Genomic DNA, 22,072 nt, shown 5'->3' with positions numbered 1-22,072 from the left:
TTTTCTGAAAATCCACCACATGCCCGCTCAGCCAAGCCCCATCCTGCAAGCCACCAACCTGACTTTTCATTACCCCGAACGCGCGTTGTTCAGCAACTGGTCCGCCGATATTCCAGCCGGCGTCACACTGGTGCGCGGCGGCGACGGCTGCGGCAAGAGCAGCTTGCTGCAGTTGCTGGCCGGCGCGTTGCAGGCACAGGCAGGGCAGTTGCAGATCGGCGATGTGCGCCTGGACCAGCAACCCGAAGCCTATCGGCGACACCTGTTTTGGATAGACCCGCGTTCAGAAGCATTCGACCAGATCACAACGCGCGAATATTTTGCATCGCTGCCCGCCGCCTACCCGGGATTTGACGATAGCTTGCTGCCCGCCCTGGCCGAGGGATTGTCACTGACACCGCACCTGGACAAGAAGCTCTACATGCTCTCCACCGGCAGCAAACGCAAAGTCTGGCTGGCGGCCGCTTTCGCCGCCAACGCCACACTCACTCTGCTGGATGATCCGTTTGCGGGACTGGACAAAGCTTCCATCAATTTTGTCAAAAAAATGCTCACGCAAGCTGTCGCTAATCCCACGCAAGCCAGGGTCATTGCGCTGTACGAAGTACCGGACGGCGTGCCGCTGGCAGCGCATCTGGATCTGGGAGACTGAACATGCCCGAACTGGCCGTGCTGGAGATCGCGCGGCCTTTTGGCGTCTTGAAGTTCTGTTTCGCCGTTTAATCTTCCAGAGCATTGACCTCTGGATAAAGCTCGGGCAACAGAAATTGCAGCGCAATGAGTGGTAATACGAATTCATTGCCCGTACGAGCTCGCGTACGGCTTCGCCCGCACTTGGATGTGCGGTAGAGGTCAAACTCAGCGCAGACCGGACTATGCACGCTGCCTGTGCATATAGCTCGTCCTTTTGAATCCCTGGCAAAAAAGGCTCAAACCGACAAGGAAATTCATACATATTTTTCCGACATTTTTTCCACCATTAATCAGCCTTAACCTGTTGATTTATATTATATATAAATAGAAATTTCAAAATTTATGTGGAATTAATTGCCGACTTTTTTACCGAGAATTCGGAAATCATACTATTGGTGCAATATCGTGTACTTTGGTACGAAATGTCAGCCCTGACATAAAAGCTTGGGCGCAGTCGCGGCACTGAATAACGCCGCCATGCTCTCGGCAAGCAGGCTAACCGGCTTTAAGCCGGTGGTGCAAACCTTATGATCGACAATTAACTTTCTCACATTTTCGTGCGACATTTGTGTGCACATTCTCGTTTTGCCACATATAATTAAATTTTATGTGGCAAAGGCTTCCAACCATGAAACCACTTTTTTTCAGACATTCCGCAACGATTCACACCGAATTTGAAAACGTGCTTCAGTCGGCACAAGCACAAGGCGAACTGCATATCGGTACCCCCGGCAAGATAGAGGATCGAGAACGAGGCGACGGCGTCTATTCCTACCATCGCTTTTACGACGCCACAGGTAAGGCTTGCGAAAAGTACATCGGTGGTCCACTCGGCACACCCGAGGCCGATGCGGCACGCGCCAAGACGCAGCAGGACATTGACCGCGCAAAGATGGACGTCGATGCGGTCAAAATGTTTCGCAAGCTCGGGTTCGCGTGTTTAGACGACAAGACAGGTGCAACGCTAGCGGCATTGCATAACCATGGACTGTTTGGCGCCGGCTTGACATTGGTTGGAAGTCACGCCTATGGCGCCATACTGAACCGGCTCGGCGTCCGCGCACAAACCTATCTCACTGAAGACATCGATGTAGTCCGATCGTACCCGCTACATCTTGCTGCCGGCGCAAATCTTGAACTAATTAATGTGCTTAAAACGTCCGGTCTGCCTTTTGTCAAGGTTCCAACCGGTCTGCGGCCTGGCGACACATCTGTCACGCACAAACTGCCCGGCAAGGAAAGACTCATGGTCGATCTGTTAGTGAGTGGAGCAGTGACAGGGAAGGCTGTATTGGTTCCCGAGCTCGGTGTACATGCGCAGTCGGTACAATTTCTTGACTACCTGGTAGAAGACCGCATGACATCTGTCGCATTCAGCAAGAATTTCGTGGTCCCAATTTACGTCCCATCCCCGGCTCGTTTCGCGGTGCATAAACTTTTTTCGTGCATATCGCGGACGAATCAATTCGCCAAAAGCGAAAAGGACATCCTGCAGGCCGCAATTCTTATCTGCGCACTGGAAGAGAGCTATCCCGACGACGTTGCCGATGCGATGAACGTGTTTCCAGATGAGGGGCGGGTAATGATGTTGAAAGGGGCCAGTAAAGCGAAGCTTCTGATACAAGGCCATTCTGAACAAAGCGGTGCAGCCTTGGGAGATGCGATCGATGCACTTTTAGGCTGATCAGGTCGAGATCACTTTGGCTCATCGTTTTTTGTAATTTGCACTAGGTATCATCGAAACATGAAACGCCTTCATCATTAAGCCAGTTAGCGACGGAGCCCTGTACATTGCGCGAGGTATCCGCCTTCGGCGGTACAAGCAACGACTCGGCGATGCCAGGATCGGTCTTCAACTGCGGAATATGCTCGCACCGGTCTCCAATAACGGTTTGCCGACCTGGCCCCCGCCTCCATTTCCAGAACATCGCAACAGCTACTCCTCCAAAGGAGACTTCCCGGTTTCACGGGCAACAAACAATGCCACGCCGCTCATCGCCAGCGCTGCCACTACGTAAAGCGAGATGACAATTGTGTTGTGGTAGGACTGAAACAGGCTGGCGAAGATCAGCGGCGCGAAAGCGCCGCCGGCGATTCCGCCCAGGGTGTAGGCTAGCGAGGAACCGGCGTACCGTACCCGTGTAGGAAATTGTTCGGTCACAAATGCGGCTTGCGGGCCAAACATGGCGGCATGTACCACCAAGCCTACGACAACCGCCAGTACGATCAGATAAGGTTGCGCAGTGTCGAGCAGCATGAAGAAGACAAACGCCCAGATTGCGCCAAGCACGATCCCGATGGCATATACGGGACGCCGTCCGATGCGATCCGACAGCGCGCCGAATAGCGGCACTGTCAATGCGTTGCATGCGGTGCCTATCATGATCGCGGTCAGGGCCAGCGTACGCGACAGGTCCAGGACAGTCGTCACATAAGTCAGGGTAAAGACGACCACCAGCGCATACAGCACGTCCGAGCCGATCCGCGAGCCGCCGGCGATCAGCAGGCGACGCCAATGAAGGCGCAAGACGTCGCCGATGGGTGTTTTTGCGGTTGCATGGTTTTTATCCAGTTCCTTGAACAAAGGTGTTTCTTCAATACCGCGTCGTATCCAGAGTCCAAACACGACCAGCAGCAGGCTGGCAATGAACGGAATGCGCCAGGCCCAGGCCAGGAAGTCGTCAGGCGACACCAACCACGTAATCAATGCAATGACACCGGTTGCCAGCAACGTGCCAAAGGAAGGGCCGATCTGCGTCCACGATGCGTTGCGGCCGCGCTTGTCAGGCGCGCCGTGCTCGACCGAGATCAGCACGGCCCCGGCCCATTCGCCACCTAGCGCCACGCCTTGTACAAAGCGCAGCGTGACCAGCAAGATCGGACTCAGGATGCCTATCGACGCGTAAGTCGGCAGCAATCCCATCAAACCAGTGGTAATCCCCATGAGCACCAGCGTCACCACCAACACGAACCGACGCCCAAGCTTATCGCCCAGATGGCCGAACAGCACGCCGCCGATAGGGCGAGAAATATAGCCGACCGCATAGGTCGAGAACGCCAGGATAGTGCCTGACAAGGGGTCGAACGACGGGAAGAAAAGGCGGTTGAAAATGAGCGCCGCCAGTGTGTTGTACACCGTAAAATCGTACCACTCCAGCGTCGTCCCCACACTGCTTGCGGTGGCGAGTCTACTGGCCGTTTGCTTGGCAGGACCGGCTTCCGTCCCCGGAACGGCCTCCACAGATTGCGTCTCTTCACTGTGTTTACTGTGTTCACTGTGTATTGCAACTGAATGTTGATGATCCATGTGGCTTCCTTCTGATAAATCTGTCTCCACCTTCACCGGCAGTCTCTTGCAAGAATGCGTCGGACAGGCCTGCTTGACCGTAGTTTGTTGATGGTTTGTATTGCCCAGTGCGTAGCAACGGTCACATCGTCAAATCGGGATGTCAGTGACAGTTCGTCGCTACAAGGGGTGAGTTGCGATCTTTTATGCCGCCTTATCGCGTAACTGCCAGGTCAACCGCAAAATGGCGTAGTTGTCCGCGTAGTTCTCCACGCAGCTACCTAATTCCCCGCCGACTTCTTCTGCAGCCAGGCGAATCGCATTTTCTGCCGCCGCTTCCGACGATGCCTCGATCAACAGCATCGGATCAAGCACGCGGCCGCTGGGGTTCTCAGCCGGCAACGGCGTAGACAGAACGCTATCCGGCGTCAGCAGGCGCGACGCCACCACGCCATCGAGTGCTTGCAATTGTTGACCCAGCTTCACCACCTCCGCCGGATCGTTACCGATAGCACTCCTACCAAGACGCAAAACCGCCAGCCAGGCCCCTGTGCCGCTGCCGATTTCCGCATCGATGGTGCACACCCGGCGCATCGGATCCTGCATGCGCGCCAGGTTGGTCACCGACCACGGTGTCTGCTGCTGAAATGCACTGAAATAGGCGGGGGTCCTGAACGCAGCCAGGGATGTGGTGCGGTACAACCCCAGATACTGGCGCGGCCCTTTCACGCTTTGATAGCGGGTGCCGGAAACGAATCCAGGAAGGCGAACCCGCTCTTCGACGTGTTCGCGGTCATACCAACGGTTGAAATCATGGTCATGGGCCGGGTCAACATTGGTCCACACGAACAAGATGCCGGGCAATTCTTTCTTTGCTTGTGTACTCATCATTTCCGTTTATCAGTTATCAGTTATCAGTAAAGGCTGGGAAACCTGAGAATAGGTTTTCAGCCCCACCATGACAAACGGGTTATTTTTATTGCGACCGATCAGTTTTATTTTCAGCGTGGGCGGCTTCTGCCATACCCGCGTTGAAGCCATATTCAGGCTCCAGGTTACGCGCAAATAGAGCGGCCTCCTCGCAGGCCAGTTTGGCAACAAGCTGAATCGCTTCGGTGGTTAGGTCAGCGCTATAACTCACCATCAGGCGCTGCGGCGTCAGTGGCGAGGTGCACGGAATAACGCGCAGTACGCCGTTGCTGATCGCATCGCGCGCAGGCGCCAGCGGCAATACGGCGATGCCAAAGCCAGCTTGCGCCAACCGCACGATGGCGGAAATGGAGCTGACACAATGGATGCGCGGTGTGGGCACGCCCTCGGCTTCACACAACTGAATCAATGCGCAATGCGGTTGAGAGCCCCTGTTCATGGTGAATATAGGCAACCTGGCCAACTGCGCCAGGGTGACTGGCGGCATCTCTGCCGGCCAGTCCGCCGCGCGCCCGACCCAGCCCATGGCGATCGACCCGCCAGGTGTATTGCGGATGCCGTCGCCGATGACAGAATCGGTCTGCAACGCAAGATCCAGCTCGCCTTGCCGCAGTTGTTCATGCAAGCGGCGCGTTGATTCTGAGGTCAGTTGAAGCTCAATGCCGGGATACATTTCCTGCACACGCCGCAGGAAATTGATCAGCCACGTATGGACAATGGTCTCGATGACGCCGATACGCACAACGCCCGCAATATTCGCCCCGGTGCGGCCGATGGAGGACATTTCGCGGCTCAGTTCCAACATCCGCTCAGCGTAGCCTAGCAACAACCGTCCGTCGAATGTGAGCCGGATTTCGCGCGCATCCCGATCGAACAGGCGCGTATTGAAATCCTGTTCAAGCGACGATATCCGGTTGGAAATTGCCGCCTGGGTAATGCTCAGCTTTTCCGCCGCTGCACGAAAACTGCCGAGTCGTGTTATCCACACAAACGCTTCCAGAAATCGCGTGTTGATGATGTTCTCCTACACAAGCCGAACAAATAATGTTGAATCGGGTAAAAGGCGAAAATATTCATGAGGCAAATTTTCTGCATGACGCTATTCGTAGCGTCGGTCACTTCGCTGTTTATTTATGAGCGACAGCCATACCCGGCCTCAATCACAAGCTCCGTACCGCTGACAAAGCGGCTGGCATCCGACACCAGATATAAAATTCCAGCCGCCACATCCGTAGCCGAACCACGGCCTGTCAGCATCCGCACCTCAGCCATGTCGACCAGCGTCTGCGTCAGGTCGCCTTGCTTGCGCATGGCCTCCACCAGCGCCGGTGGCCGTGAAAAGCCCGGATGAATCGAATTGACGCGAATATTGCGTGCGGCATAGCGCAGCGCATTCGTGTTGGCCACACGCAGCGCCGCCTTCGCCGCATGGTCTGCCGCTTCGTGGCGTTCATCTTCCAGGGCGCACAAGGACAGCACATTGACGATAGAACCGCCACCAGCCCGAGTCATCGGCGCGATCACGTGCTTGCTGCACAGGATGCTGCCGTTGACGTTGGCTTGCATGGCCTTTTCCCACTGCTTGATTGACAGCCCCTGTGCAGATGGATTGTCAGCATCGATGCCGGCGCTGTTGACCAGAATATCGATGCGGCCGAAGTGACCTTCTACTGCAGCCATTATTCGCCGTACGGCGTTGCTGTCGCTGACATCGAGTTGCCAGAACCGGGCTCGGCCCTGATCGCTGCCGAGCAGCCGGGCGATGGCATGGCCTTCCTGCTCCCGCGCATCCAGAATCGCCAGCCGGGCACCGGCAGTGGAGAGTGCGCAGGCGATGTGGATCGCAATACCGTGTGTGGCGCCGGTGACCAGGGCGACTTTATTTGTGAGGGGGAAGTAGGCGTTAAGTGGGTTCATTGGGGCCTCGTGATTTAGGGTGCTCCTGAAATGGTGGTGGTTCTGGTCGGAGCGGACATTGACTAGCGGTTTTCAACACATAAGGATTGCTTGTGTGAAGACTTCAGGTCTACAGACTTTGAGTAGCAATGCTGTTATCCTCACTAGTACTACGATATACGTAGTATCTAGGATAGCAAAAAATTACGATTCTCGTAGTTCTTATTCATAAGTATTGAGAACTACTTGATGAGCAATGCCAATGAAATATGGGGACGTCGCCTCAAAGAAGCACGTCTCGCCGCTGGCCTATCGCAAAAGCAGCTGGGAATTCAAGCGGGATTGGACGAGTTCGTCGCGAGCACGCGGATTAATCGATATGAACTGGGAGTTCATAAGGCCGACTATAAGATCGCTCAGAATTTATCCAAAATATTGAACGTACCTACCGGCTACTTTTATACCGAAGAAGATAACTTGGCTGAATTGATGCTGACATTTCACCTTCTTTCGACAAAGAAGAAAAACGAAATTCTTAAATTTTCTCGTGCATTGGATTCAATAGATCGATAACTGAAGATCTCAAATCCATAATTTCATTGGATTCGCTCAACCGTGAATTCCTATTTACCCCGCGCATGGAATATAGCGGACAAACTTGGAGAATCTAGTTTTAAAAACAGCGTGGCCTATAGTTTTATCGATTGCCTAGAATCATATCCACTAATGAATCTAAACTTGCAATTGATCCGGCGGTTCGAACGCTGCATTCCCAAACTACGATCACTCGCCAACCGTTTGCACGAAGTTGATCCATATTACGTCGGTCTCTTTCGATATTTTGGGCAAACTTGAGCTGCCATTTTTCGGAATTTTGATCTGGAGTGGTCGCATATCGACATCCTGCGTGTTGATGCCAAAAGCAACCATGAACAAAAATTACTAACCTGTATTTGGGCAACACTAGATCCGGGCAACCTGGTAAGCTACGAACATGCAAGCGGTAACGAAAACCTTTACTATGCAAAAATTGCCGTACCGTCATTTCTGGCTTCGTGTTCTTGCCTCGAATCGACGCCATCATGCGTGACCTTACCGCTTCGCTAACGATATCGACCATTTGTTCGCCTTGCCATTACGGTTTGGAAAATTGTACCCTTTAATTTGATTGCCGATTTACCCCATGCCCATCAATATTGTCGATCTGTTCGCCGGCCCCGGAGGACTCGGAGAAGGATTCTCTTCCCTATCAAAAGGAAACGCGTTCCGAATTTTAATTTCTGCGGAAATGGAATCCTCCGCCCATAAAACACTTCGACTCCGCAGCTTCTTCCGGCTCATACGTCATGATGCTCGCTCTCTCTCCGGGTACTACGAATTCTGCAATGGCGACGCTAAACTACCCTACAACACCCGGTCTCAATCGGCGTGGGAAGAGTCTGGATTGGAAGCAAGACAGCTTACACTGGGAAATCCAAACGACAACCGTGTGCTTGATGCAGTGCTCGATCAAAAATTGCAAGAACAAGAGCCATGGGTGCTAATCGGCGGCCCTCCTTGCCAAGCTTACTCATTGGTTGGACGCTCAAGGAATATCGGGACACCTAGTTATCGCCCAGAGGATGATCATCGACATTTTCTCTATAAAGAATATTTACGAATCATTAGAGATCGTCGACCACCTGTTTTCGTAATGGAGAATGTGAAGGGCATTCTATCTTCCCGGGTTGCTGGGAAAACGATTTTCCATGACATTTTACGAGATCTCGCGGACCCCGATGGTGTGTTCGGAGTATCGAGCCTACGTCCAGGCTATCGCATTCACTCTCTGGTAACAAATACTTTCTTCGAGAGTGGAATGGATCCCAACGCAATCGATCCGCGTGATTTCATTGTCAAATCTGAAGATTTCGGCATTCCGCAGGCGCGCCATCGTGTCATCCTCCTTGGGGTTCGCACCGATATCGACGCGAATTTCAAGCGCTTAGTCGCTCAGCCAACGGTTCACGTACGCGAGGTTATCCGCGACTTACCGCCGCTTCGCAGCAAGCTAAGTAATGGTGATGACTCTGCAAGAAATTGGAGCATAACTGTTAAAAACCATCTAGTTGAGTTAGCTGAAGAGGCTCTAGACAAGAATATGGATCGTTTGTCCGCACATCTTAAGCGATACTCCAAACAGGTTCGTGTTGGTTTGTCTCCGGGCGCACTCCATTGCCCGAAAAGCGCGTTGTCGAGAGAGGTCCCATATTACACAGACTGGTATCTCGACTCGAAACTCCGCTTTTGGCTGAACCATGAAAGCCGAAGTCACATGACAAGCGATCTTCGACGATATGGATATGCCGCCGCTTACGCCGCACTTAACGACCGTTCTCCAAAAGGTCATGAAGAATTTTCTCTCGCTGGTTTGGCACCCAATCATGAAAATTGGGAAAGTGGGAAATTCGCGGATCGCTTTCGCGTCCAACGTTACGATGCACCGGCATCAACCATCACAAGCCATATAGCAAAAGACGGACATTACTTTATCCATCCCGATCCAGCACAGTGTCGCAGCTTAACGGTTCGTGAAGCTGCTCGGCTACAGACCTTCCCCGACAACTACTTCTTTCAAGGAAACCGCACTCAACAATATCATCAGGTCGGTAATGCGGTTCCACCATTGCTAGCAAAAATGATCGCTCAAATAGTTAAAGAAATTCTTACTTGAGCAAATCCGTCATCGTCAACTACACAAGGTTCACTTGATATATCCATCTTCAAGTAGCTTTTGGTGAAGTTGCCAGATCTGTCCGCATTGTTTTTCATTAGGGAGCTTGAAAGGCATCTTAGATGCAAGGCGGAGTAGATCTAACTGTTTTGGCGTGAGTAGTTTATTCTCGTCGGCCCATGCCAACATGTTTCCCCATTGACTGCCAGGTATGTTAAGAACCGCTATTTGTGTGGCGATGCCGTTATCTGCTTTTTGGATTTGCTTCGCCTCCTTCTCAGCATTGCTGATGGCATGCAAATTTTGCAATGATGCAAATGCGCCGCCACCAAGCCGAATGTCTGCAGCTTTTACCTGGTCCCAACACGCCTGCATCTTGGCCCATTCTGTTACGTTGTCTTTTGGTCTCTCTGGATCAGTTAGTATCTCGAAAACACGTTTTGCAATAACGATGATCTGATCAACTATTGCCGTTGGTACCGATTGTTTATCCCAGATTCCTCTCAAGTCCATCTGCTGACCAAGAGCTTGTTCTGAAATCATGTCATGCAGTTTTGCAAGCGTATAGGTAACTATGTTGGCACGATAGCCGCCTTGATACCAGTCTTGCTGTTTCACCAGCAACTCGGTACGTCGGAACAGAATGGCGAGTGCAATCAGATTGCGAAAGTAATCTTCATTAAACTGCTTCTCGTCTTCCGCCCAAGATTTCGCGATAGTGTCAGCGAAAAGAATGAAATTCTTCTGAGCGCCCATGCTGACTTTATTTGGCATTCCTTGCCAAGTATTCTTCAGTTTCGCTACATCCGTTTTGGTAAGCAACTGAGATCTTGGATTCTGAGTCAGGAATTGCCCCTTCTGCGCAGGTGTCAGCTTCGCTTGCTCATTTATGTATTGACCTCGAGTGCGCTCATAAAACCAATGAGTGCCATGTTGTACACCACCAGCAGGTGACGTAAACAATCGCCGTGAAAATTCCTCCAACCTGACGTGATAAGGGTGATTGGAGAAAAAATCGGCATCACTTACTTTGGTTTGGCTATTGGCATAACGAGCAATTTCGGGGATGAGTGTGCCAGCCTTGTCCGGTGGAAGAACTGACAATTTCATTTGAACCATTACCTTGGACAAATCGGCACCGTCCTTCTTGCCAGACGCCCCTCGGCCCGCGAATGCGAGCGATGCCGTTGTTTGACCGCCGTTAACAATCTGCAGATTCGTTGCACTGACAATTCTTAGGCCTGAGGCAGTCTGTTCGAGAACAACATCTTCGGCCGTAGCAGCTATTCCGTTGTTGAATGCGAAAAACATTTCCGGCTGATTCCGAATAGTTATCTGAATCTTGGCATTTACTTTCGCTCTCGTACTCAGGAACGAACGCACATTGCCTTCCAAAAGTCGACTTCCATATCGATCGTAGATTTTTGCCAAGATCGCTCCTGGAATCATGCACAAATATGCCTGATATTCGCCCACTGATTCAGCTGCAGCTAGGCATGAGAGGCCTTGGCCATCGAACTCATCGAATCGCACAAGAAGCTCATCACGTCCGGTAGCTGAAACATATGCTGTGTGAAAACGAGCGATATCCCAAATATGAAATTCCGTGGGTGTGCCGGCAACCATTTCTTCAGGCCAGTCTTTAGCTCTCATCTTCAATTGGCCATCGCTGACAAAATAGAAGCGATATCTTGTGACTTTTGAGCGCCACTCCATTAGATTTGAAGCGAGGCCATGTGCGGGTTGACTCTCTTCGATAGAGCCATCAGTCAGATTACCCTGCACCGCTTCTTCCACAAACGCACTCAGCTGACTAAACGCCTTTGTTGCCTCAGCTGCATTGAAGGTTGGTAGGATATCTTCATTTGTGAAATCCGCTATCAACAATGAAAGAGAATTATCCGCTTCATCAAACGCATATCCGTCAATTTTCAGTTTCCTCTTTCCACCCAGTCCTTCGAAGCGGCACGCTTCGAAATCAGCGAATTCCTCAGCATCGGAAAGACGTTCACCCACCTCGTCGACGAAGCCGGCTCGATTGAAGTCGAGACCAGATTCGGCGCGAGCTCGCACGGCCTCAAGTAGCTCTCTGCGAAATTCAATGAGTTCCATTAATGCTCCTTCTGCTCGGTAGAGGGTAAAGAATGAATCCGGAATCTTTCACAGGCAGACAGTAGAAGGTCATAACTGACTCCACTAATACCAAGCGCGACCATTTCACCAGTGATACGCGGAAATTCTGGATCGACAGAGAAGGTCATGGATGCGCGTTCAACGAGCACAGGTTTATCGTATTCGGGTCGGCGAAGATACCCTGCAGCTACAAGTCTTTCCTCAAATTGCTCGCCTGCGTCATGATCTGCAGACAGTCGAATACGGATGTCTTCGATCAACATGTTGAGGGTAAATGCGTTTTCATTTTCTGATTTGCTGTCTGCCAGTTCGAAGACCACGAGTTGAACAGGGCGAGCAGTAGTTTGCAACTGCGATTCAGATGAAATTGTGATCGTATCAGCGCCCGGCTGTATCGTCTTGATCTCCCATGCAGCGTCAGGGAACTGGAAATCTTGGTCAGCTCTTTTAGGTCCAACCCAAGCTTTAACGGCATCGGATTTTTCCATATGAGAAAGCGTACGTCTCAAAAAAAGTAGTTCACCACAAAGACCTCGAATCTCACTTTCGCACAGTAAATTTGGCAATCCACGCTCAAGAAGTTTTCGCCAGCTCGACAGACGCTTCAGGACAAAACTCAGAGAGTGTTCAGCTTGCAGACCAGCATTGCGGGACGACTCAATCAAATCATCACACAACATAGAAAACATTGGCGTCAGTGACTCCTCTTCAAGGGTCAGCAACAACGACCATTTGCCATCGTCGCGCTTAAATACGCGAATTTGAATTGCGCGCATATCACGCATTGCTGGAGGTTCTTCCGCTGAAATCAGCAACAAAAGCCTTTGTTGACCAGGATTTCGCCCTATGTAGAAATCCAATGGATGATTGGCGTCACAAAGCAGAAAAACTGTCCGGAATGGATCTACGGCAAGAGCATCCCAACGACTGTCAAGCCAGTTCGCCATCATCATCCTCTTCAGCATCGTCATCGTTTGCAGCTTCATTTGCCAGCATGTTGCGTAACTCAACAAGATTGATGCGATATTTCAATCGTTGACTTGCTACGTCAAGAGATGGAAAACTCAAACCAACAGCTACGAGCGCCTTACAACCTTCCGGCAAAGCGAAATCAGTAGCCGGATTTCCTTTAATCGGCTTCAACAGATGCAGTAGAAGCAGCGGATTCTGCCTCACCTTGCGATAGGCGGAAGAAGGAATTGTTTGCTTTGTCAAATTGTCTGGTTCCGATCGAAAAACGTCTTCTGCTCGAACAATATCTTCATTCGACAAACCCGCCTTCTCGTCTGCAGGAGAGCCAACACGCATTTTTTTCTCATTGACGAGAATCGACCGTTTTTCAGGTTCTACCAGAATTTTTCGCTGACGAAGACTGACCTGTAACCCTGGAATCAATTCACGTTCCTCTACGCTCCCACTTGGAATAGCCACATCCCATTGCTGCAGCTTCGGATCACTGGACGCTTCGATGAAATCAGCCAATTCGGCCGATTGAAGTTTAAGATTCAGAGGATGACTGACAAATTTTCTGAGAAAATCGGTTATGGCGGTTTTCTTTACCTCCGCCCACAGAGGATAATCGCACTTTGTGTCTCGACGCGCGTCGGATCTGACGACATCATCAGCAAATTTCTGTGCGGCCTTGAAATTTCCCAAAATGATAGTCTGATCAACCAACAAACGAGATGACTCGATGCCCTCTCCACTAATGGACATCGTCTGCACAATTTCTTCCGAATCACGCATTTTGTTCCTGGCAGTGATGAGAAGAGAATCGGGATGGGCCCTTACCTTCAATCCGAAATCAATCGGCTTGGATCGTGAAAGTTGCATCTGACGAATTTCTGCTCGTAATTCGTCCGTCGCCTCTGATACGTGTGAGTACCAGTTAGCAGACTCTTCTGTGATCCATATTCGGAACAAATCCTCGTACCCGGGCCGATAACCGAACCAACGTCCCATCTGTAGGAGTGCATCGTACATCTGTGTCCCTCGATGAAAATAACTTACGCAAAGTCCTTCTAACGTCAGTCCGCGCGCGAGGCTGTTGCCTCCAACGGCAATCACTCTCAATCCATTTGACTTGTAGATGGTGTAATCAAGACTGGCGGCACCTGTTTTCTGATTTACTGACCTGACCTCCATTGGTAATGTCGCCGCCGTCAGTGCGGCTTGAACTTCCGACCAACTAGAACCAGACCCAAAATATTCACGCATGTAAATTGCGTTTAGGGATGCCAATGTTGAGTTTTTCAACGCTTGGGCTTCGGGCAGAGAAGCATAGTTGCGTATGTCCTCCTGCATCTTTCGTAGAACTTCATCAAGAATGTCTCGAACCTGATTTTGTATTTGGGTGAAATGACTTACATTTACCAACATCGATCGGTGGCGGGGCATATTTGTGCGGAGATCCATGATGGCGTTAACCACTAAAAAGCAACCCACTGCGTCAATCATTGATGGCGGTACTCCGAAGATGGGACTATCCGATTTTTGTCCCTTCGGAAAATCTAGCTCCGCGTCTTCAATATATCGCAAACAATCCAATGGAGAATCGTCGCCAAAGATAAGCCGAGCGCCCACATAGTTGCTCGGAGCGTCTAGGGCGTATATAAAGTCACGTGGGAAAAGATCGTCACCAACCATTTCGTCAGTCGTGTCCGGGTTAATGAACACGTTGGCGAATGGCGTCGCGGTGAAGCCGACGTAACTGGAGCGCGGAAACACCTTTAGCAGACTACGGATACTGGCATTAATTGCCGTTGCCTTGGCGGGATTGGTGTTGACCGATGCGTTGTCCGCTTCATCGTCGATCAACAGGAGTGGCAAATTGATCTGGCCGCCATGACTTGCGTTGAAAGTAGTTAGCCAATCGGTTAGATTCTCAAGAATGCGCTTGTTCTTTTTTACGACCAACAGGACGGGCTCCTTGTAATCTCGAAGCTTGAATCCAAGTTGATTGACGGTCACCGCCTTAAAATCCCCAATTGTGGAAGTAAAAACGCCAGCGGTACGAGCACCATTGACTAAGCCAACACCAATTTCTCGACGAAGACGATTACGATTGACGACCCCGGAACTATCTAATCCTACAAATCCTGCGTCAAGACGCTCTTGGGTCTGCCGACGCAAGCTTTCGAGGGTTCCAGTCAAAAGAATCACGAGCTTATAGCCAGCGTCTGCCGCCTTGCAGATAAGTCCTGTGTAATTCGATGTTTTCCCCGACTGCACGTCTCCCATGACCAACCCACGTCGTGGCCATCCTGACTCACCAGCAGGATTTCCCATCAAGTCCAAGATCTCGTCTGTCACTCTGTCGAGCGCTGTAACAACTTTCGGGGCCCATCCCTGCTTGCGTAATTCAGTTTGATAACGAGTCCAGTAGAACGGGTCGATTTCAGCTTTTTTCGCCTGAAGCCATGGCTCGTGATTATCAATGATGCGACTACCAATGCCCATTTCAATCGTCAGGGCCTCATGAAGTCGTCTGATGACCTCGACAAATTCTTCGTCAGATACTGCATATAGTGGAATTTTCCGCAATTGGGCGGCAAGTTCGAGTATGTCATCTTCCGATGGAATACCGTCAACCGTTAACGCAGTTATCACGCTCAACTCCAATCGACGTCCGTTGTCAGTGAGAGTGTGGCGAATGTTCTCAGTCATTTTTTTCTAATTCCTCAACGATTTTTTTTGTAACGGCAGGGTGTTGGTTAAACGGCTCGATCAAATGCAATGTGGCGAGCAACGTTCTCCTCACTGGCGACATAAAATCAATATCTGCAAACAGAGCTGTTGCCATTTCTCTTAAGCGTCCAGATATTTCCTCTCCATTAAAAGATGACCGCACGTCGGAAGCCATTCTCGAATACAACGCTTCAGCAGGAAACGAACTTTCGATAATCGCGAGTACAGCATCGAAGGTAGCTGCATCCGCCTTGGCGAGGTGGCGCGAAAACTCCTGAATAGATGGATGGCCGCGATTGATATCGAAGCGAACACCATTCCGGTCCATGACTTCGTGCCAGCCAGGAACAAGATCACCTCTTTCTGCCGATCGGCCTCGAAACGTGATTGTGCGTCCACTGACGTGTCGAATTCGCTCGATCGTACGACGAAGGTTAAAACGCACGGCTTCTGGTGGATGGGCCGCCGATTTTTTTATATCCAGCGTCCAGAGATGATCCAATGAATTCGGTATGTCAACTCGAACTCGAGCGAGCTTACTAAGTTCATCCTTCCTTGCAAGGCGAAACCATGTTCCCCAAATAATTAGGCGCCGATTCCTATATATATAGAAGCCCTGCTGATTCCTGAACCCATCACTTCCTCCTGCACGATTGAGCTCATCCGGTGAAAGTTTACTGATATGAGGAAGGATGAACGGCTTGACGACGATCCTGCTTCCCTCCACATTAAAATTGTCCTCGTCTAGTGGTTGCGTCGCCTTGTGGTTTTGCAGAAACGGATCAATCGGCGCAAGCGCATTTTGATTGATCGAAAGCGACACCCGACTACGACCAAACTCTGGCGTGATGAATCGATGAAATACTAAAGACAGGTGACTACGTGCATGATCCATCTGTTGGCCGAGTGCCGCATCCAACGAGCTTTCGCCCGCCGTAAGCCGATCGAGATTTTGCCAGAGCACCATCGTGCCCTGTCCCTCTGCCCGCAACAGCTCAACGTGAGGAAGATCTTCAATATCATCGACATCAAGTTCAAGCATGATCCAAGAGCGTCGTTCCACGACGACATCAAGGTCCCAACAGTAGGCGCATAGGACACCATTTCGGAGAGAAACCACCGTCATGCGCCGACATTGCGACAAAGAGGAAGTCTTCAAACCTAGGCCGTATCGCCCCATGTCGTCTTTGTGCCTCATCTGCAACGGATTGGTACTGCCATGACGCATGGCGCTTTCGAGCGCGTCTTTAGACATCCCTTCGCCGTCATCTATGATGGCTATGTAGGGCACATCGGAAGGTCGAAATTCTATATTTATACGCTTTGCCTTGGCAGAGATACTGTTATCGATAAGATCTGCTAACGCCGACTCCAGCGAATAGCCAATCGATCTCATTGACTCCAATAAAGAAGGAGCATGTGGGGGGTGTTGTATCTCCCTCATAAGCTGGCAGACTCCGATTAAAGCGCATGACCATGAACGGCTTTCCGTTTGGTCCGCAAATATAGCCGCTGGAAGCCCATGGTTTCTCCGTGAGCCCCATAGCCAGAAAAATAGCAACGAGAATAAACACTCTCGTTTGTCAGAAATTTGTTCTTAGGAAAATACTAACATGCGTATAAGCAATATTGGTTGGTTTCATTAAGATTAAACTTGTAAAATTGGAACCACTCAACATTTCAAACAAGTGTCACCCGATGATTATCGAGGAACTGAATTCCGTAGAACATTGGTGGAGCCATTCGAGGGGGACAGACAAATTTCCTGGAACATCTGCACTATGGGTAGGTGCAGGTATTTCCATCGAAGCGCCGACTTGCCTACCAAATGGTGCTGTTCTCACCGAGGCGTTAATTCGCCACCTTCTTCCCGACAGCACAGCAAGCGAAATTTTGGCTGTTTTTGAGCAATGTGAGCCCGTTCTACGACGTTCACTCCCACGTCTCGAGCATGTCCTTGATAGAACATGTAATGTTTCAGCAATTGAAGATTTTTCTAGGGCGACGAACCCGAAAAATTTATTGCGACTATTTGAAACAAGAATACCGAACAACAATCATCATGTTATTGCTGAACACCTTCTTAGAACAAAAGGGTGGTGTATAACGACAAATTTCGATGATTGCATTGAGCAAGCATCTGCTCACCGAATTCCTGTACACATAATTCATCCCGACGGTAAGCAGATTGAAATTTTGTATCGAGAGTATGGAGAGAATTGGGGCTTGGTAAAACTACATGGAACTATCTCTCAAGGTGTCGAAAATCTCGGTGCTACGCTAAAGGATCTTCAACTGGGTCTGCCAGAAGCCATGAGAGCTTTATTGACAGATATTATGACAACCGTTGACGCGACTATCGTCGCTGGCTATAGCGGAACGGATCACTTCGATGTTAATCACTGGATTCGTGACCGATTAAATTCGCGAAATTCATCGAAACTTATTTGGATTTCCCATAGCTTCGAAACGGAAGATCACGATGACTTTGATGAAGATATAGAGCCTTGGGCCTCTTGGGGATCAGCATTCGCTGGCATGAATGTGGAAAGGGGACAGACAAACAGAATTCTTTCTCGTTTGATAGGCAGCTCAATTAATCATGATATGGAAATTCTTGGCAGTCAGGAGCTCTCAACATTAGACGAGCAGTTGCAAACACTCTATACGCCGTCCAAAGCCGAACGGCATCTGAATGGAGCAAGGCTAGCCGCATCAGTAGGCTTGGGACAATTGGCAGATGAGGAATTAAGATCTTTCAGATATGAATTGCAGAATGAGAGTGCAGCTCAAAGCATGTCACCCGAGGTATTTTTTATTCAAGGTATGAAAAAGGAGGCGCTTGAGCTTCACTCACATCTCACGCGGCTGCAAACAACAGCAATCTCAATTACGCGCACCAGACTATTGCGGCATAGAGGACTGAAAATTACCGCAATTATCCGACTTCTCTTAACTCAAACAATTTGGCCAAGAAAATTGCTTGACCCTGCAGAAAAAATTGAAGCCATTGCTTGCGCCTTAGATGTTGTGGAGAACTTGCAAAGTACTTCGCTTTTTAGAGCACGAGCAACAAGGAAGCTCATTGATGCAACAATGAACCTCCTATACAACATAACCGCCCTTCCAGATGCGAATGAACTTCCCATTGCTCTTCAAGGCAAACTACAAACACAAAATGTGCGGCGATTTGCATTGCTTGCAGATGATGAAAATGAGCGGGAATTCTTAGGGAAATTGTGGCTTTTGGTGAAAGAGCAACGCTCAGCTCCTGATTTCTATACTGAAGACGGCCCACTTATACCAGGTTACTTTCTTATCGAGCAAAGTACTGCCCGCGAGGAAGACAGGCTAGCAGATCTAGTGGAAATCAATTTGGAGTTAGCGACGATTTTGCTTTCAGCAATTCGTCGACGGTGGCCCAAGGGAATTGAAAGCTTAAATGAAGATAGCCAGAAAAAGGGACGGCGTACTACGAGATCACGTTTTTCTCAGGGTCAGGGCTGTGTAGACGTTGTTGTTGAATTATTGTTCGATTCAACACGTATCGCCACTGCACTGAGTGAACACGGCTTACAAGTAGCGATAGCAGAATGCTGGATTAAAGCGGAAAGAGTATTGGGAGGGATTTCATATTGGAAGCGGCAGCGCTTATTTTTGCCAAGATATATTGCGGCAGAAAAGCCCGATAATTAAATCATACATACCCAATCTCACTGATACCTATTCGTGAGCTTGGACGCCAAACATATTTCCTCGTGTGCGCCTGGTTTTACCTCTTGAATAGCCGGCATATAATCTTTTTGCGTCTACAAGCAAGCGGATTTTTCTGACAGCAATGTAGATAGCAGTGGTGTATTTAAAGTTATGCTTGGGAGACGGACGTTTGGCGTAGCAAACAAATGAGACCTAATTAAAGGACGTATCAGAGTATGAAACCTAGTTCAAATAATGAAGTGCTCTCAAAGGAAGTATTTGCTCACTTGCTTTCGATTGCTGTTTCTGAAGACGATGAGATAGACCCAAACAAAAGATGCATAGTAATTACTCTCGCACTTGGCATGTTGACTGATCCCGAAAAAATATCAATTAATTTGAATTTTGGACGCATCGACGTACGATATGGCTTTATTAAGATAAGTTTGAACCTGAACTCACATAAAGCAAGTTTTTTGGGATCGCATATTTTTCTTGACGAAAACGACGACCAAGAACGGTACCTCATTTTGCCAAATTTGGCAGAGACGTATGCGGATCATACTCGGAACATGAAAGCGCTTGGTCATCTAAAAAGTTATCTGCCACTCGCCGCTGAGCGAACTATACAAGCTGCAGTATTAGGAATTGCTTGGGCAATCTTACAAAGGATTGTGATCTCAAACACCTTTGTAGTTAGTGCCTCCGATCCCCTTGATGGGGGATTTTGGATCAAAGTAGAAAAACTTGGTGTTTCTTTGCAAATTGATAAAAATCAAATAGTTAAAGCAACTTATCCAGGAATGGCGAATTTTCAAAGTACCTACTGAATTCGTTGAAATTATCCAGCCACCATCTGAACGATGCTTGGCTGGTTCTGAATAATTTGTCGCGTGACACCAAACTTGAAAAACCAAGCCTTGACTCTAAACGCTTTTTTCAATATCAGCGCCATGTTCGATTACGGTTTTTGACACAACAAGTTAAAAATTCCGTTGCCTGTGTCACAGTAGTTGAAAATACTCGTGGACCATAGATGCGAGGCTCAGTTAGCTTCCTGCAGTTCCGACACGAGCTCTTGCTTGGTCGATGCTTCGAAGAAGTTACGCTTCAATTTCAGCTGATCTAGAAGGAAGCCATTAGCCAGCTCGAATGTGTCGAGTAGGGTGTACCAGTTTAAGACATACCGTTTCATGCGAGGGTCATCGCTGACCAGCCCAAGTTCTCCTCGTGCGATTTGGCCATTAAGTCGGCTCCTGATTTCCGTGTCAGCCGATGAGATCTGCCGCCCAATCAGGATCAGTTCAAAGCGCATCTTTTCGCTGCTGAATTCGGGATGCTTCTTGATAATGTTGGCATAGTCGTCGAGCTGGCGCAGGTGTTTGATGTTAAGCGATACACTTGGCCGCTTGATCTCAATGATTACGCAACGATAGACCTTCTGCCCGTTTGAATCTAGTACCGGAATACGACGGGCTAGAAAAAGATCCGTCTGGCGACGTGCTCCTACAATATCATCTTCGTCATCCACGTCATCGGTGCCAATGTTCTCAATTTGTGGGATCTTGTCACGCAGATCTTTGGCGATCTTTGTGAAGCTGTCTTCTTCAGCGCCGAGTATCTCGTAGCCAGAGCCAAACAACCAGGTGTTGTTCTCAATAATTTTCTGCAAGTCCGGTGTTTCCAGCACCTCGCGGTAGTGGTCGTTCATCAGTACTCGAAGCTTAGAGGCAGCTACTTGACGGCGCTGGAGTATCTCTATCGTCGCAATAATATTTTCGAGCGTCGTCTGCTTGAGCTGGTCGGCAAGCGTCTTTATTGATTTGTCGTCGAGATCGAGGACGCTGTTCAGAACCTCGAAAAGTGAGTCGTTCTCGTTGGAGACGATCAACCGATCCAGTAGCCGGATAATGATCTTGCGCTGTTTCTTGCTCGCTGCGCTAAATACAGAAGGGTCGGCCATGAAGATAGTGATAACGAGAGCCTTCGTATTGTCCAGCCGCCAAGATTGTTCATCTGGAGGAAGCTCAGTGTACGAAGGAAACAGACCTTCTTCGACGTACTTCTCGACTTCCACCGCAGCCTGTCGGCGCAAGAAATCATAATACAAAGACTGTGTCAGATCACCCAATTGGCGCACCAAGTTCTTCCATTCCGAAGAGTTACTAGTATGGGCATCTGGCTGGATGAGATCTTGGGTAGACGCAAAGGTGTCTGCCCAGAGTGAAGAGATGTAGATGCTTGTGAAGAAGCCGACCTTATTGTTTAGGGTGCTGAGCTGTTTGTGAACAGTTCTGCCGGCACTGTCCAGTAAGTATGTGTACGATTTTTCGGAACTAGGGCGCTCGTCCCATCTGATTACCTGCACGTCAAATTGATGTGCGTTGATGACGAAACTCTGCCGCGTGATCTCGTGGCGCGGCACTGGAATTGGCACAGCGTTAAGTTTTAGCGACTTCGAAGGATTCAAGGCAAGAAACCAGCCAAATTCGATCGCAAATTTCGCTCTCAGTTCTGGCAGGCTCGGCAAGTTGCAAGAAAACTCCTCAAGCTCCACTAAGGTGCCTTTAACCTGCTCCTTCAATAGGCGACTCTGCGCTTCATCAGGTATCTGCTTAGCATCGTAGTCTTTGATCGTCGTAGCATCAATGGTGATGCGTGCCTGACCTGAGGGAGTCTTGGTGTGCCAAGTCGCGAAGCGGCAGATGCGATGAAACGCTAGTCGCCCACGACCGTGGGCGCCATGCTGTGCGGCATCTTCATACTTGTTTGAGTCGTTGAACCGGCCAAAGGTCTGCTTCAAGATCGTCGGGTCAATCCCGTCACCGTCGTCCAGAATTGAGATCGCAGAAAGAGCTTGTAGATTGTTCAATGAAATGTCGACAGCCAAATGTTTTGCCTTGGCGTCGAAGCCATTCCAGATCAGTTCGAACACCGGTTGCCAAGGTTCGATGCTTTTGAAGTGCTTCTTGATACCTTCGTTTCCAATTTCCGTTGTGCCTGAAATGTCTTTATAGGTGCTCATAGCTCCCCAATAT

General features: G+C 49.6%; 16 protein-coding genes. 6 read left to right on the top strand and 10 right to left on the bottom strand.

Annotated elements, in window-relative coordinates; genetic code table 11:
• Positions 1 to 19 precede the first annotated feature (19 nt).
• Positions 20 to 652, top strand: coding sequence for an ABC transporter ATP-binding protein (locus LT85_RS00165; RefSeq protein ID WP_038483873.1), 633 nt, complete (start codon positions 20 to 22; stop codon positions 650 to 652).
• A 669-nt stretch (positions 653 to 1,321) separates the two neighbouring features.
• Entirely contained in the window at positions 1,322 to 2,377 is a 1,056-nt protein-coding gene (locus LT85_RS00160; RefSeq protein WP_052134440.1) for a GSU2403 family nucleotidyltransferase fold protein, read from the top strand.
• 252 nt (positions 2,378 to 2,629) lie between these two features.
• Here LT85_RS00160 and LT85_RS00155 read toward each other — a convergent pair whose 3' ends face one another.
• From LT85_RS00155 to LT85_RS00140, 4 genes are all read right to left on the bottom strand, one after another.
• Positions 2,630 to 4,000, bottom strand: a complete 1,371-nt coding sequence (locus tag LT85_RS00155) for an MFS transporter (RefSeq protein WP_081991854.1) — start codon at positions 3,998 to 4,000, stop codon at positions 2,630 to 2,632.
• A gap of 183 nt (positions 4,001 to 4,183) precedes the next feature.
• Positions 4,184 to 4,870 carry a DUF4286 family protein gene (locus LT85_RS00150; RefSeq protein WP_052134439.1) on the bottom strand — a complete coding sequence of 229 codons (687 nt, stop codon included), beginning with the start codon at positions 4,868 to 4,870 and terminating at the stop codon, positions 4,184 to 4,186.
• A gap of 85 nt (positions 4,871 to 4,955) precedes the next feature.
• Positions 4,956 to 5,909 carry a LysR family transcriptional regulator gene (locus LT85_RS00145; RefSeq protein WP_301280514.1) on the bottom strand — a complete coding sequence of 318 codons (954 nt, stop codon included), beginning with the start codon at positions 5,907 to 5,909 and terminating at the stop codon, positions 4,956 to 4,958.
• 131 nt (positions 5,910 to 6,040) lie between these two features.
• A complete protein-coding gene (locus LT85_RS00140) occupies positions 6,041 to 6,826 on the bottom strand; it encodes an SDR family NAD(P)-dependent oxidoreductase (RefSeq protein WP_038483868.1) in 786 nt (261 codons plus the stop codon).
• Between the two features lie 228 nt (positions 6,827 to 7,054).
• On the opposite strand from LT85_RS00140, the gene LT85_RS00135 reads away from it, so the two are divergent.
• A complete protein-coding gene (locus LT85_RS00135) occupies positions 7,055 to 7,378 on the top strand; it encodes a helix-turn-helix domain-containing protein (protein ID WP_038483865.1) in 324 nt (107 codons plus the stop codon).
• 124 nt (positions 7,379 to 7,502) lie between these two features.
• Here LT85_RS00135 and LT85_RS25735 read toward each other — a convergent pair whose 3' ends face one another.
• The gene (locus LT85_RS25735; protein ID WP_081991852.1) at positions 7,503 to 7,925 is read right to left on the bottom strand and encodes a very short patch repair endonuclease; all 423 of its coding nucleotides are present in this window, start codon (positions 7,923 to 7,925) and stop codon (positions 7,503 to 7,505) included.
• 63 nt (positions 7,926 to 7,988) lie between these two features.
• On the opposite strand from LT85_RS25735, the gene LT85_RS00130 reads away from it, so the two are divergent.
• The gene (locus tag LT85_RS00130) at positions 7,989 to 9,518 is read left to right on the top strand and encodes a DNA cytosine methyltransferase (RefSeq protein ID WP_038483862.1); all 1,530 of its coding nucleotides are present in this window, start codon (positions 7,989 to 7,991) and stop codon (positions 9,516 to 9,518) included.
• A 30-nt stretch (positions 9,519 to 9,548) separates the two neighbouring features.
• Here LT85_RS00130 and LT85_RS00125 read toward each other — a convergent pair whose 3' ends face one another.
• Genes LT85_RS00125 through LT85_RS00110 form a run of 4 tightly spaced genes read right to left on the bottom strand, consistent with a single transcriptional unit; the run spans position 9,549 to position 16,734 of the window.
• On the bottom strand, positions 9,549 to 11,630 hold the full coding sequence (locus tag LT85_RS00125) for an AIPR family protein (RefSeq protein ID WP_038483848.1): 2,082 nt from the start codon (positions 11,628 to 11,630) through the stop codon (positions 9,549 to 9,551).
• A complete protein-coding gene (locus LT85_RS00120) occupies positions 11,630 to 12,637 on the bottom strand; it encodes a PD-(D/E)XK motif protein (RefSeq protein WP_081991851.1) in 1,008 nt (335 codons plus the stop codon). Before LT85_RS00120 ends, LT85_RS00125 begins: the two co-directional genes overlap by 1 nt.
• Positions 12,582 to 15,317: a Z1 domain-containing protein gene (locus LT85_RS00115; protein WP_038483842.1), complete on the bottom strand. Its 2,736-nt coding sequence runs from the start codon at positions 15,315 to 15,317 to the stop codon at positions 12,582 to 12,584. The genes LT85_RS00120 and LT85_RS00115 overlap by 56 nt, the downstream gene beginning before the upstream one ends.
• Positions 15,310 to 16,734: an ATP-binding protein gene (locus tag LT85_RS00110; protein WP_052134436.1), complete on the bottom strand. Its 1,425-nt coding sequence runs from the start codon at positions 16,732 to 16,734 to the stop codon at positions 15,310 to 15,312. The genes LT85_RS00115 and LT85_RS00110 overlap by 8 nt, the downstream gene beginning before the upstream one ends.
• A 302-nt stretch (positions 16,735 to 17,036) precedes the next feature.
• On the opposite strand from LT85_RS00110, the gene LT85_RS00105 reads away from it, so the two are divergent.
• Together LT85_RS00105 and LT85_RS00100 are read left to right on the top strand one after the other, a co-directional pair.
• Positions 17,037 to 19,034: an SIR2 family protein gene (locus tag LT85_RS00105; RefSeq protein WP_156117379.1), complete on the top strand. Its 1,998-nt coding sequence runs from the start codon at positions 17,037 to 17,039 to the stop codon at positions 19,032 to 19,034.
• A 236-nt stretch (positions 19,035 to 19,270) separates the two neighbouring features.
• Positions 19,271 to 19,864 carry a hypothetical protein gene (locus LT85_RS00100; RefSeq protein ID WP_038483836.1) on the top strand — a complete coding sequence of 198 codons (594 nt, stop codon included), beginning with the start codon at positions 19,271 to 19,273 and terminating at the stop codon, positions 19,862 to 19,864.
• Positions 19,865 to 20,079: 215 nt separating this feature from the next.
• Here the strand turns inward: LT85_RS00100 and LT85_RS00095 are convergent, their stop codons facing one another.
• Positions 20,080 to 22,059, bottom strand: a complete 1,980-nt coding sequence (locus LT85_RS00095; RefSeq protein WP_038483833.1) for an ATP-binding protein — start codon at positions 22,057 to 22,059, stop codon at positions 20,080 to 20,082.
• Between the last annotated feature and the right edge of the window lie 13 nt (positions 22,060 to 22,072).

Source organism: Collimonas arenae, from assembly GCF_000786695.1.
Lineage (GTDB): Bacteria > Pseudomonadota > Gammaproteobacteria > Burkholderiales > Burkholderiaceae_D > Collimonas > Collimonas arenae_A.
Note: the sequence above shows the minus strand (reverse complement) of the source record. Positions and strands in the feature narration are given on the sequence as shown.

Bases quoted from the DNA above. Each gene is read 5' to 3' on its own strand.
- LT85_RS00135 (WP_038483865.1), top strand. From the start codon at position 7,055: ATGAGCAATGCCAATGAAATATGGGGACGTCGCCTCAAAGAAGCACGT.
- LT85_RS00140 (WP_038483868.1), bottom strand. From the start codon at position 6,826: ATGAACCCACTTAACGCCTACTTCCCCCTCACAAATAAAGTCGCCCTG.
- LT85_RS00165 (WP_038483873.1), top strand. From the start codon at position 20: ATGCCCGCTCAGCCAAGCCCCATCCTGCAAGCCACCAACCTGACTTTT.
- LT85_RS00100 (WP_038483836.1), top strand. From the start codon at position 19,271: ATGAAACCTAGTTCAAATAATGAAGTGCTCTCAAAGGAAGTATTTGCT.
- LT85_RS00120 (WP_081991851.1), bottom strand. From the start codon at position 12,637: ATGAAGCTGCAAACGATGACGATGCTGAAGAGGATGATGATGGCGAAC.
- LT85_RS00160 (WP_052134440.1), top strand. From the start codon at position 1,322: ATGAAACCACTTTTTTTCAGACATTCCGCAACGATTCACACCGAATTT.
- LT85_RS00155 (WP_081991854.1), bottom strand. From the start codon at position 4,000: ATGGATCATCAACATTCAGTTGCAATACACAGTGAACACAGTAAACAC.
- LT85_RS25735 (WP_081991852.1), bottom strand. From the start codon at position 7,925: ATGGTCGATATCGTTAGCGAAGCGGTAAGGTCACGCATGATGGCGTCG.
- LT85_RS00150 (WP_052134439.1), bottom strand. From the start codon at position 4,870: ATGATGAGTACACAAGCAAAGAAAGAATTGCCCGGCATCTTGTTCGTG.
- LT85_RS00110 (WP_052134436.1), bottom strand. From the start codon at position 16,734: ATGAGATCGATTGGCTATTCGCTGGAGTCGGCGTTAGCAGATCTTATC.
- LT85_RS00125 (WP_038483848.1), bottom strand. From the start codon at position 11,630: ATGGAACTCATTGAATTTCGCAGAGAGCTACTTGAGGCCGTGCGAGCT.
- LT85_RS00115 (WP_038483842.1), bottom strand. From the start codon at position 15,317: ATGACTGAGAACATTCGCCACACTCTCACTGACAACGGACGTCGATTG.
- LT85_RS00130 (WP_038483862.1), top strand. From the start codon at position 7,989: ATGCCCATCAATATTGTCGATCTGTTCGCCGGCCCCGGAGGACTCGGA.
- LT85_RS00095 (WP_038483833.1), bottom strand. From the start codon at position 22,059: ATGAGCACCTATAAAGACATTTCAGGCACAACGGAAATTGGAAACGAA.
- LT85_RS00105 (WP_156117379.1), top strand. From the start codon at position 17,037: ATGATTATCGAGGAACTGAATTCCGTAGAACATTGGTGGAGCCATTCG.